The organism is Pseudomonas sp. GM24 (assembly GCF_000282235.1).
Classification (GTDB): domain Bacteria; phylum Pseudomonadota; class Gammaproteobacteria; order Pseudomonadales; family Pseudomonadaceae; genus Aquipseudomonas.
In genome coordinates this window covers 5,411-17,319 of record NZ_AKJR01000230.1, presented here as the reverse complement: position 1 = coordinate 17,319, position 11,909 = coordinate 5,411, and the positions used below count along the sequence as shown (strand labels likewise).

Sequence of the window (11,909 nt, the reverse complement as noted above, 5' to 3'; positions counted from 1 at the left end):
GCTCCTACAGGGTGTACACCATTCCATGTAGGAGCTGCCGAAGGCTGCGATCCTTTGATCTTCAAAGCCAGATTGCATCCCACAATGGGTAGTCCCCCACACGCCGAACCAATCCGGCGCGCAACGGGTTCATGATGATGTATCGGGCCGCCGCTTTAAGGTCTTCGTCGCGACGCAACGCCCGGTCGTAGTAACCGCGTTGCCATAACCGTCCCTGACTGCTGCGCTTGAGATTGATCGAACGACAACTGCGCGATTTCACGCGGCACATGAGCGCTGCCAATGAACCTTGTTTCAATTCAATCAGCCAATGCAGATGATCCGGCATCACCACCCACGCCAGCGACTGAACCATTCCCTCGTCATTGGCTGCACGCATTTGCTCAATCAGCAGTCTTCCCAAACGCCAATCCGAAAATACTGAATGACGTTCGTAAACGACGGCGGTGAGCAGATAAATACGTCCAGCCTCGCTATAACGTCCCTTGCGTAATCCACACGCCTTTGCAGCAACAGGCATTCCTTTGCCCTCCCAAAAACATCGTCCCTGAACGTTAGCCATCTCTCGCCCTTACGCGAACTCAATCCGTTGCACGATGTAACCCTGTAGGAGCCTTCGGCAGCTCCTACACGGTGTTTCAGTGCTTTTGACGGCCGTCCGTCCGGGCAATTTTCACGTCGATTGAATTTTTCACAGGCGCCGCCTCTCTGCTGCTGTAGAGGCGTGTGGAACAGCGTCCTGCCAACCGACCGAGAATTTTGCCATGACTGTCCTGACACACCTGCAAGCTGCGCCTGGCCAACCGCATGCGATGAACGCCGCCGGGAACATCCGGCAAGTCTATGAAACGCTGTTGCGCGATGACGATTGCCAGGACCTTGCGCGGGCTTTTTTGCAGGAGCAACTGCAACTCGCCGCGCAACTCACCGATTCCCTGCCCGAAGATCCGACGTTGTGGCACGCTTGGGTGGCCGAGCATTGCGCCGATGTGGCCCGGCAATACGCCGACTACCTGCAACAACGCAAGGCCGGCGGGCCTCGGCAATTCTTCCGTGGCAAGGCGCAGGCACTGTATTTTCTGCAAGCGGTGGCACCGACCAAACTGGTCGACGGTGCCTGGCTTTCTGGCCTGTTACCGCGCTGGCAGGACCCGCGTTTCCAGGGCCTGCTGCGCACCTTTCTGGAAGAGCTGGGCGAAGGCAATCCGGCGCAAAATCATGTGGTGATTTACCGCAAACTGCTCGCCGAACACGATTTGCAGGATGGCAGTGCCATCGACGATGAACGCTACCTGCAAGGCGCGATACAACTGGCACTCGGCATCTGCGGTACTGATTATTTGCCCGAAGTGATCGGCTACAACCTCGGCTATGAACAACTGCCGTTGCACCTGTTGATCAGCAGTTACGAACTCAGTGAACTGGGTATCGATCCGTACTATTTCACCTTGCATGTGACGATCGACAACGCCAGCACCGGCCATGCGCAAAAAGCTGTACAGGCGGCGCTTGATTTAATGCCCCTCGAGGCTGATCGCACGGAGTTCTTGCGCCGGGTCTCGTTGGGTTATCGGCTCAACGACCTCGGGCAGGGCAGTCGCGCGATTATTGAAGGTTTCGACCTTGAGCACGAGTTACTGGCGATGCTCGAGCGCAAGTGTCCCTTCGCCCAGCACATGCACTCCGATTACTGCCGCTTCGAAGGGCAGACCGTCAATCAGTGGCTGGCCGCACCGGAGCAATTGCCCGGGTTCCTCCAGGCATTGCAGAACAAAGGCTGGATCAAACGCCATGAAGACCCGCAGGCCAGTCGCTTTTGGCAACTGATCGCGGGTGATGGTGCGGCGATGTTTGGCGTGTTCAATGCCTACGAGAAACAACTGGTGCACGACTGGATCGCCGGCGACTGGACGTCGTCAGACCAAGCGAAACCTGTTCGACGGCACAGTCAAACCGCAGCGCCCATCGAAGGGCTTGAACAGGATCCCGACATCCAGGCGCTCAACGCGGCGCTGCAAGGTCAGGATGCCTTGTCGCAGATGGCAGTTCTGATCCCCTGGCTCGCCCCAGCCCGGCATGCACATCCCGCCGGGCTGCTCGCCACCCGCCGCTTTATCGAACTCAAATCCCGCTTGCCTTAAGGACCTTGCCGATGAATCAGGAAGAACAACTCTGCCCCAACGACCTCGTGCTGCTGCACCTTGGCCGGCGCTTGTTGGCAGACGGATATCGGTTCACCACTCCGACGCCGTTGACCCATCAACGGGTCAACCAGCGTGACGAGGGCCAGATGGCCGACTCTTTGCGCGACGTGTTCGGTTGGTCGCGTCCGTTCGCGCCGGGGTTGTTGTCGGCCGATGAACAGCGGCAACTGCAAGACGCGCAGGTCATTGATAGTTACGAAGGGCACTTGAAGAGTCGGGTGCGCTGGTCGAGCCTGGATGATTTGCTGTTCGTGCATTCGGCATTCCCCACCGAAGCGGCGGATGCGGTGTTTTTCGGCCCCGACACCTACCGTTTTGCGCAACTGATCCACGCCCACCTGCAGCAGAACTTTGCGCCAATCCATCGCGCGGTGGACATCGGTTGTGGCGCTGGCGTCGGTGCGATTTTGATCGGCCGCGCCCGCCGCGAGGCGCAGGTGCTGGCGCTGGATATCAACCCTGCGGCGCTGCGTCTGACCGCGATCAATGCGGCACTGGCGGAAGTCGCCAACGTCGAAGTGCGCGCCAGTGATCTGTTGCAGGGCGTCGACGGCGAGTTCGACCTGATTGTCGCCAACCCGCCATACATGGCCGACCCTGCGGAACGCGCTTATCGCCATGGTGGCGGAACGCTGGGGGCAGGGCTGTCGTTGCGCATCGTCGAACAGGCACTGAATCGACTGGCTCCCGGCGGCTCGCTGCTGCTCTACACCGGTGTGGCGATGGTCGATGGTCGCGACCCGTTTCTCGACACCGTGCTGCCACGACTGGACGAGCAGCGCTTTGGCTGGACGTACCGTGAACTCGATCCGGATGTCTTCGGCGAAGAATTGCTCAACCCCGGTTATCAACGGGTCGATCGCATCGCAGTGGTGGCGCTGACCGTGACCCGACTGGGCTGAAACAAGGCAGGTGCACGATGAACAGGAACCTCGACGACTACAACCGCATGCGAGATTTTTCGGCGACGTCGGAACCGGCCGCCGTCAAGCGCTCAGGGCGTAAAACCGGCGCCGATCACGCGTTGCAGTTCTGCATCCAGAAGCACGATGCCTCGCACCTGCATTACGACTTTCGCCTGGAGCTCGATGGCGCACTGAAGAGTTGGGCGGTGCCGAAAGGGCCGTCGCTCGATCCCAAGGTCAAGCGTCTGGCTGTGCATGTCGAGGATCATCCGCTGGATTACGCAACATTCGAGGGCAACATTCCGGAAGGGCATTACGGCGCCGGTGATGTGATCGTCTGGGATCGTGGCGTGTGGATCCCGTTGGAGGATGCGCACAAGGCCTACGAAAAGGGCAAGCTCAAGTTCGAACTGCAAGGCGAGAAGCTTGCCGGTATCTGGAATCTGGTGCGCACGCACATGCCGGGCAAGAAGGAACAATGGTTTTTGATCAAGCATCAGGACGCTGCTGCGCGGCCGCAGGATGACTACGACGTGCTGGTGGCCGAGCCGGACAGTGTGTTGAGCGAACGCACGCTCGTGAGCAAGCCCAAGCTGGCCGCCGAGCACAGCAAACCGCTGAAAAAGCCCGCGGCGAAGACGCGCAAAACCGCCACCGGCAAGCTGACGGGGGCGCACAAGGCCAAACTGCCGACGCAACTCAAGCCGGAACTGGCGACACTGGTCGACAGTGCGCCCGAAGGGCAGTGGAGTTACGAGATCAAATTCGACGGTTACCGGATCATGGCGCGCATCGATCATGATCAGGTGCAACTGTTCACTCGCAACGGTCATGACTGGACGCACAAGTTGCCGCAACAGGCCGCCGCCCTGGCCGCGCTGGGATTGGAGTCAGCATGGCTCGACGGTGAAATGGTGGTCGCCAATGAGCACGGCGTGCCGGACTTTCAGGCCCTGCAAAATGCTTTTGAAGCTGGAAGCAGCGGCAATATTCTCTACTACCTGTTCGACCTGCCGTATCTCAACGGTGTTGACCTGCGTGAAGTGCCGGTCGAAGAGCGCCGCGCCGCGTTGGCCACGGTGCTCGGCAATCATGAACACCCCTTGTTGCGCTTCTCCGAAGCCTTCGACGAAACCCCCGATGCACTGCTGAACAGTGCCTGCCAGATGCAGATGGAAGGCCTGATTGGCAAACGCCTTGGCTCGCCGTATGTGTCGCGGCGCAGTGGCGACTGGATCAAGCTCAAGTGCAAGCACCGTCAGGAGTTCGTGATCGTTGGGTACACCGATCCGAAAGGCGCGCGCAGTGCTTTCGGCGCCTTGCTGCTGGGGCTGCATGATCGCGACAGTGGCGAGTTGCGCTACGCCGGCAAGGTCGGCACGGGCTTCAACGAGTCGACGTTGAAAAGCATTCTGGAGCAGCTCAAACCGTTGCAGGCGAAGAAGGCAGCGGTGGTCAACCCACCCAGCGGCTTCGAGGCCAAAGGCGTGCACTGGCTCAAGCCGAAACTGCTGGCGGAAGTCGCGTTTGCTGAAATGACCAAGGACGGTTCGGTGCGCCACGCCGTGTTCCATGGCTTGCGCAATGACAAACCGGCCAAAGCCATCACTGAGGAGCGAGCGAAACCGGTGAAGACTGCAGAGAAGAAAACCGCCAGCAAGAAAACGCCGAAAAAAGCCCCGGCGAGCAATGCCGACACCGCGCCGTCACAGCTCGGGCTAGCCAACGGCAAGGTGCGCATCACGCACCCGGACCGGGTGATCGATGCGGTCAGCGGCACGACCAAGATGCAACTGGCCGAGTATTACGCCAGCGTCGCCGAATGGATTCTGCCGCAACTCAAGGATCGCCCGGTGGCCCTGGTGCGCGCGCCGGACGGCATTGCCGGCGAATTGTTCTTCCAGAAAAATGCCGAACGCCTGGCGATCCCCGGCATCACCACGCTGGACAAGGACGTCACCGGACAACCGGTGATGCTGATCAACAACGCCGAAGCGCTGATCGGCGCGGTGCAGATGAGCACCGTCGAACTGCACACCTGGAACGCGACCACGGTCGATCTGGACAAGCCCGATCGCTTCGTACTCGACCTCGACCCGGATCCGGCGCTGCCGTGGAAAAGCATGGTCGAAGCGACGGCGCTGACATTGACCGTACTCGATGAACTGGGCCTCAAGGCGTTTCTCAAAACCAGCGGCGGCAAGGGTATTCATCTGGTGGTGCCGCTGACCCGCAAACTTGGCTGGGACGAGGTCAAGGATTTCAGCCACGCCATCGTCAGTCATATTGCCAAACTGTTGCCGGACCGCTTTTCTGCGGTGTCGGGGCCGAAAAATCGCGTCGGGCGGATCTTTATCGATTACCTGCGCAACGGTCTGGGCGCCACCACCATCTGCGCTTACGCCGCGCGTACCCGCGAAGGTTTGCCGGTGTCGGTGCCGCTGTTTCGCGAAGAGGTCGCCGAGATCAAGGGCGGCAATCAGTGGAACGTGCATAACGTTCACGAGCGGCTGGCCGAAGTCGGTGACGCGCCGTGGGCTGACATGAAGAAAACCCGCCAGAGCATCACCGCCGAGATGCGCAAACGCCTTGGGCTGAAAAAGTGATCAGGTGTCGCGCAGCAAGTCGTGGGCGTTGAGCAATTCGAAGGCGATTTCCGGATGGTTTTCCAGGCCGCGACGGATGGCCGCGGGAATTGCTGCGCGAGTTTTGCGGCACAGGCCCGGTAACTCGCCGATCTGAATGGCGATGCCACGCATGGTGCGCACTTCGTTGAAACCGGGGGCGACATCGACACAAATGCCCAGTTGCTCGAACATCCGCTGTTGCAGATGTTTGAGGTCATTCAGGTCTTTGAGCATTTCGAGGCGCGCGAGCAGGCGTTTTTCTTCCTCTCGGGTCAGGCGCAGGATGCGCAAATCCGCGCCGGGCGTCTCCAGCAACGGATCGCGCCCGCAAATGCAGGCGCCGGGCGGGCAGGGGGAGCGCAAGGGCACAGAAGTCGTCATGGCCTCCATCATAGAGGCCGTCGGACAGTTTTGCCTATGCGCCTTCAGCGGCCATCCATCGGCTGCTTTTTCCGTGACGGCTACTGATTCAGGCCTTCGTAATGCACCAGAATCGCGTTGGCCAGATCTTCATCGCTGGCGTTGAGGCCAGGATTGTCCTGGCGAGCCTGCTGCAGTACCGATTCAAGATAAACCCCACGAATGGCCCCGCCACTGGCGACAAATGCAGACAAGTCGTCACGGGCCGGAATCACCATTTTGTGATCCTTGAAGGTCGAGTACAGCGACGCGGAGACACCGGCCGAGGTGGCGACATCGCCCGCATCAACACGGGCCAACGCCGAACCGACAGGCAGGCATAAGAGTAAGGAAGAAATGAGCACTAACTTGCGCATGACGGTGTTCCTCCACAAGCGCGAAGCAAAAAGGGAAGGATTACATAATGTGAGAGGGGCGCACGCGGCGGGAGTTCCGTGGCGCAGCAAAGTCTGCGTTATTGCAAAATAGACGCGGGCAACGCCATGGCGGGTTGCCCGACTTTCAAGCTGCGGTGAGTCAGATCACCCCGCAGGCCATGCGATCGCCGCCACCGCCCAGCGGTTTCGGCATGTCGGCGTGGTTGTCGCCCCCGGCGTGGATCATCAGCGCGTGGCCCTTGATCTCGGAGATGTTTTTCAGGCGCGGCGCCAATACCGGGTAGTTGGCGATGCCGTCAGCGCTCACGTAAACCGCTGGCAGATCACCCAAATGACCGTCAGCGTAAGGGCCGAGATGCTTGCCGGTTTTTTGCGGATCGAAATGTCCGCCCGCGGCCAGTGCGGCGCCTTTCACGCCGTCCTTCATGCCGGCTTCACAGCTACCGTTTTCATGCACGTGGAAACCGTGAACGCCGGCCGGCAAGGATTTCAGATCGGGCGTGAACAACAGGCCATACGCCGTCTCACTGATAGTGACCGAGCCGATCGCTTGCGGCGCGCCGTCGGCGCTGACCAGATTGATGGTGACTTTTTCCGTCGCCGCTTGTGCGGTACTGATGGCGAAGGTGCCGAGCAAACCCAACCACAATGCGCGTTTCATAGCGTTTCCTTTTGCTGCATGAGAATTCAGAACGACGGACTCAATAGCCTGCCGGCATTAACCGGTGATGAAGGCGTTGGCCGTGCGCGTTGAAAAGTGAGACTTGCCGCGCAATCCGAAAGTTTTGCTACCTTTGGCCAGCATGCCGACATCTGCGGACACGCTCGGGCGCGGCAGACCTGCGCAAATAGGCTTAACTGAAGGCTGACAAGCGCTTACGGGCGTGATGAGAGAGGAAAGTCCGGTGTCGATCAAACTGCGTTTAGTGTTGCTGATTGTGACAAGTCTGCTGACAGCCTTGATCGTGAGTCTGGTCAGTTACGTCGGCAATCAGCGGATGGCCTCGGCGGTCAGCGATAACGCGGTCAGCATGAGCGCGCTGCGCAACCACATGGAAGCGGACATGATGCACGACGCCCTGCGCGCCGATGTCTATTCGGCGATGCTGGTGGGTTTGGGCAAAAGCACCAGCACGGCGAGCGAAGTGCGCGATTCGATCAACGAGCATGCCGGGCATTTTCGTGAGGTGCTTGAGGAAAATCTCAAGCTGCCAATCAACCCGACATTGCGCACGGCGCTTGAGCAGATCAAACCGAGCCTCGATACCTACATCAACGCGGGCGAACGGATTGTCGGGTTGGCGCTGGACAATCCTGATGCCGCTCAACAGGAACTGGGTACCTTCAACACGGCGTTTGGCCAGTTGGAAGAGCAAATGGCCGCGTTGAGCGAGTTGATCGAATCCAATACGCGGCAGACTAGCGCAGCTACCGAATCAGCCATTCGCAGCGCCAATGTCGCGCTCGGCGTGGTGTTGCTCGCCAGTCTTGTGCTGCTGTTGATTCAGGGGCGCTGGGTGATTCTGAGCATCATGGGGCCATTGAAGACCGCCAGTCGCATCGCCGAGAGCATCGCCCACGGCAACCTCAGCGAGCCGATCGCCGAGCCGTCCGGCAAGGACGAAGCCAGTGTTCTGATTCGCACGCTGGCAACCATGCAGCGCGATTTGCGCAACATGATCGATGTGGTGCGGCGCAATGCTCATGGCGTCAGTGGCATGAGCGAACAACTCAGCCAGGGCTGCCATCAGGTCGCCGACAGCAGCCAGCAACAAAGCGTCGCCGCCGGCACCATGGCCGCAGCGGCCAGCCAGATGACCGCGAGCATCGAAGAAATCACCCGCCACGCCGAACGCGCCCTGAGCATGGCCAGTCAAGCCGAAACCCTGGCGAAAGAGGGCGGCGGTGTCATTCATCAGGTGGTCAGCGACATGGATGATATTGCGCGATCAGCACAACAGTCGGCCCAGGTGATTCGTACGCTGGATCAGGAATCCGAAGCCATTTTCAACATCATTCAGGTGATCAAGAGCATCGCCGATCAGACCAACCTGCTGGCGCTCAATGCCGCCATTGAAGCGGCCCGCGCCGGCGAGCAGGGCCGGGGCTTTGCGGTGGTCGCGGACGAGGTGCGCAGTCTGGCGGCACGCACCAGCGCCTCGACCCAGGAAATCGCCGCGATGGTTGCACGCATTCAACACAGCACCCGCGAGGCGGTCAGTAGCATGGAGGCGGGGGTCGCGCAGGTCGACAAGGGCATGGCGGTGACGGCGGATGTCGAGCGGGCGATACGTGAAATTCTCGATGCTACGCTGAGCACAACGCAACTGGTCAACGACATCACCCGCACGATTGGCGAGCAGAGCCAGGCCAGTAACGAGATCGCCCATCAGGTGGAAATGATTGCCGGAATGTCCGAGGGCAACAGCCGGGTGATCGGGCAAACGGCGAATACCACCGATGAGTTGTCGAGCCTGGCGGGGCAGTTGGCGCAGTCGGTGGATCGGTTTCGGTTGTGATAGCGATTGGAACAATTGCACTTGTGGTGTCTGAATTGGCCTCATCGCTGGCAAGCCAGCTCCCACAATGGGCGGTGGTGTAAACACAATTGCATTTACGACATCGAACCCTGTGGGAGCGGGCTTGCCCGCGATGAGGCCAGCCCGATCAATATTCATTCAGGCTAGATAGCTTCCCTCAAAACTTGAACGCCTGCCGCCCCACCAGCAACCACTTGCCATGCTGCTTCTGCCAGATCTGAAAATTCTCGATCTCCGTCGGCACCACCTCGGTCCCCTTCAACGCCTGAGCAGAAAAGTGGTGGCGCACCAGCGCGGTATCGCCGGACAGGGTAATGGTCTGATTCTGCATTTCCAGGGTCTTGAACGCGCTCTTGCCGGTTTCGATGTCGGCGATGAACTCTTTCTTGTCCTGAATCTTGCCGCTGGAATGACCATAGGTCAGGTTGGGCGCGGTGAGGGCGTTCAGTTCGGCGATGTCCTTGTGCAGCATCGCCTGGGTCAGATGGTCTACCGCTTGGGCGACGTCTTTTTCTGCCGGGGCAGGGGCGGCCATGGCGTAACCGTTGAAGGCACAGAGAAAACCGATCAGCAGTCGGGTTTTGGTCATGAACGTATTTCCTTGTTGTTATAAAGGGATGACTTATTCGTCAGTCATCGTACAACCTAGCAGATTATTTTCAGATAAGGCACTGCTTCAACGCGATGATCGTCGGGGTCATGTTCAGCCTTCGTCGGCCGATAGTGTCCTGAGCGGAAAAAGACTCTCAAGTCGGGAACAGACGCGCGGGTTTGCCCTGACGTGATATTCTTCGCGCCAACTTGGTTTGACCTTATTCAGTTTGCTTGCCTTTGGGCGGGCCGACGGAATCCCTGTCGCTCAAGTAGCTGAGCCAATAATGATAAGAAGTCAGTTCAGAAGGGACATTAACTGAGGTCGATGCAGCATGTCGGCCTTGTGTGCCCACCCGTCAAAATTGAAGTGTGCCGGAATCTGCGACGCTAGCCTGAGCGTCATCAAAGCGGATCGCATACTGATAACAGCGGCGGGCGGAAGGCGTTTTATCATAGGTGCAACAGATGTTTAAAAAAGTGAACACAGCCCTGCTGGGTCTGGCTTTGGCGATGGGGATGACATCCGCCAATGCTGACGAAGCAAAGAAAGTCGACGTCCTGCTGATCGGCGGCGGCATCATGAGCACCACCCTCGGTGTGTGGATCAATGAGCTGGAGCCAAGCTGGTCGATGGAAATGGTCGAGCGCCTCGACGGCGTCGCCCTCGAAAGCTCCAACGGCTGGAACAACGCCGGTACCGGTCACTCGGCGCTCGCCGAACTGAACTACACCCCGGAAGACGACAAAGGCAACGTGACGATCCCGAAAGCCGTCGAGATCAACGAAGCGTTCCAGGTCTCCCGTCAGTTCTGGGCCTGGCAGGTTCAGCAAGGCGTTCTGAAGAACCCTCGCTCGTTCATCAACACCACTCCGCACATGAGCTTCGTGTGGGGCGATGACAACATCAAGTTCCTGAAAAAGCGCTACGAAGCCCTGCAAGCGAGCCCGCTGTTCGCCGGCATGCAGTACTCCGAAGACCCGGCTGTGATCAAGAAGTGGGTCCCGTTGATGATGGAAGGGCGTGACCCGAACCAGAAAATCGCGGCCACCTGGAGCCCGCTGGGTACCGACATGAACTTCGGCGAAATCACCCGCCAGTTCGCCACGTACCTGCAGACCAAGCCTAACTTCGATCTGAAACTGTCGAGCGAAGTCCAGGACATCACCAAGAATGCCGATGGCACTTGGCGCGTCAGCTACAAAAACCTGAAAGACGGCACTAAAACCGAAACCGACGCCAAGTTCGTCTTCATCGGCGCGGGCGGCGGTGCACTGCACCTGCTGCAGAAGTCGGGCATTCCTGAAGCCAAGGAATACGCTGGCTTCCCGGTAGGCGGCTCGTTCCTGGTGACCGATAACCCGGCCATCGCTGAACAGCACCTGGCCAAGGCCTACGGTAAAGCGTCGGTTGGCGCCCCACCGATGTCCGTTCCGCACCTGGACACCCGTGTCCTGGACGGCAAGCGCGTCATTCTGTTTGGCCCATTCGCGACCTTCAGCACCAAGTTCCTGAAAGAAGGCTCGTACCTGGACCTGCTGACCAGCACCACTACCCACAACATCTGGCCTATGACCAAGGTCGGCATCAAGGAATACCCGCTGGTCGAGTACCTTGCTGGCCAACTGATGCTGTCGGATGAAGACCGTCTGAACGCGCTGAAGGAATACTTCCCGAACGCCAAAGCCGAAGACTGGCGCCTGTGGCAAGCCGGCCAACGCGTGCAAATCATCAAGCGTGATGAAGCCGCTGGCGGCGTGCTGAAACTGGGCACCGAAATCGTTGCTGCACAAGACGGCTCCATCGCCGGCCTGCTGGGCGCATCGCCAGGCGCGTCGACCGCTGCACCGATCATGCTGAGCGTGCTGCAGAAAGTCTTCAAAGACAAAGTCGCGACCCCTGAGTGGCAAGCCAAGCTGCACCAGATCGTGCCAAGCTACGGCACTCAGCTGAACAGCGATCCAGCCAAAGTGGCTGCGGAGTGGGCTTACACCGCCAAAATCCTCGAACTGCCAACGCCTCCGGTGATTGGTCAGGTTGCTGCTCCGGCTGCACCTGCCGCTGGAAAAGCGGAAGCACCGAAGGAAAACGCTGCACGTGACATGGCGCTGTAACTAAACGCCTGACACACAAAGCCCACTGAACCGGCGACGGTCAGTGGGCTTTTTCATGGCAAATAGTTTTGTAGGAGCTGTCGAGTGAAACGAGGCCTGCGATCTTTTGATCTTAAAATCAAGATCAAAA

The 11,909-nt window shown here is 59.2% G+C and carries 10 protein-coding genes and 1 pseudogene; 6 read left to right on the top strand and 5 right to left on the bottom strand.

Annotated elements, in window-relative coordinates; all coding sequences use genetic code 11:
- Positions 1 to 61: 61 nt before the first annotated feature.
- Positions 62 to 520 (bottom strand): REP-associated tyrosine transposase, encoded by a 459-nt coding sequence (locus PMI23_RS24735; protein ID WP_007919594.1) that lies wholly within the window; start codon positions 518 to 520, stop codon positions 62 to 64.
- Between the two features lie 244 nt (positions 521 to 764).
- On the opposite strand from PMI23_RS24735, the gene PMI23_RS24730 reads away from it, so the two are divergent.
- Genes PMI23_RS24730 through ligD form a run of 3 tightly spaced genes read left to right on the top strand, consistent with a single transcriptional unit; the run spans position 765 to position 5,715 of the window.
- Complete coding sequence (locus PMI23_RS24730; RefSeq protein WP_007919595.1) at positions 765 to 2,141, top strand: iron-containing redox enzyme family protein; 1,377 nt, start codon at positions 765 to 767, stop codon at positions 2,139 to 2,141.
- Positions 2,142 to 2,152: 11 nt separating this feature from the next.
- On the top strand, positions 2,153 to 3,106 hold the full coding sequence (locus PMI23_RS24725; protein WP_007919597.1) for a methyltransferase: 954 nt from the start codon (positions 2,153 to 2,155) through the stop codon (positions 3,104 to 3,106).
- Positions 3,107 to 3,123: 17 nt separating this feature from the next.
- Positions 3,124 to 5,715, top strand: a complete 2,592-nt coding sequence (gene ligD, locus PMI23_RS24720; RefSeq protein ID WP_007919600.1) for a DNA ligase D — start codon at positions 3,124 to 3,126, stop codon at positions 5,713 to 5,715.
- Here the strand turns inward: ligD and PMI23_RS24715 are convergent, their stop codons facing one another.
- The 3 genes from PMI23_RS24715 to sodC form a co-directional block, all read right to left on the bottom strand.
- Complete coding sequence (locus PMI23_RS24715) at positions 5,716 to 6,117, bottom strand: hypothetical protein (protein ID WP_042705029.1); 402 nt, start codon at positions 6,115 to 6,117, stop codon at positions 5,716 to 5,718.
- 80 nt (positions 6,118 to 6,197) lie between these two features.
- Complete coding sequence (locus PMI23_RS24710; RefSeq protein ID WP_007919602.1) at positions 6,198 to 6,512, bottom strand: DUF2388 domain-containing protein; 315 nt, start codon at positions 6,510 to 6,512, stop codon at positions 6,198 to 6,200.
- 160 nt (positions 6,513 to 6,672) lie between these two features.
- Positions 6,673 to 7,194 (bottom strand): superoxide dismutase family protein, encoded by a 522-nt coding sequence (sodC, locus tag PMI23_RS24705; protein WP_007919603.1) that lies wholly within the window; start codon positions 7,192 to 7,194, stop codon positions 6,673 to 6,675.
- 226 nt (positions 7,195 to 7,420) lie between these two features.
- Between sodC and PMI23_RS30385 the strand changes: the two are divergent.
- Together PMI23_RS30385 and PMI23_RS30380 are read left to right on the top strand one after the other, a co-directional pair.
- Positions 7,421 to 8,194 (top strand): annotated as a pseudogene (locus tag PMI23_RS30385) (MCP four helix bundle domain-containing protein); the annotation flags it as partial.
- Positions 8,189 to 9,052, top strand: a complete 864-nt coding sequence (locus tag PMI23_RS30380) for a methyl-accepting chemotaxis protein (RefSeq protein ID WP_443200715.1) — start codon at positions 8,189 to 8,191, stop codon at positions 9,050 to 9,052. The pseudogene PMI23_RS30385 and the gene PMI23_RS30380, both read left to right, overlap by 6 nt.
- A 178-nt stretch (positions 9,053 to 9,230) precedes the next feature.
- Here the strand turns inward: PMI23_RS30380 and PMI23_RS24695 are convergent, their stop codons facing one another.
- Entirely contained in the window at positions 9,231 to 9,662 is a 432-nt protein-coding gene (locus tag PMI23_RS24695) for a nuclear transport factor 2 family protein (RefSeq protein WP_007919605.1), read from the bottom strand.
- Between the two features lie 470 nt (positions 9,663 to 10,132).
- Here PMI23_RS24695 and mqo point away from each other — a divergent pair, with 470 nt between their 5' ends.
- A complete protein-coding gene (mqo, locus tag PMI23_RS24690) occupies positions 10,133 to 11,779 on the top strand; it encodes a malate dehydrogenase (quinone) (protein ID WP_007919606.1) in 1,647 nt (548 codons plus the stop codon).
- Positions 11,780 to 11,909: the final 130 nt, after the last annotated feature.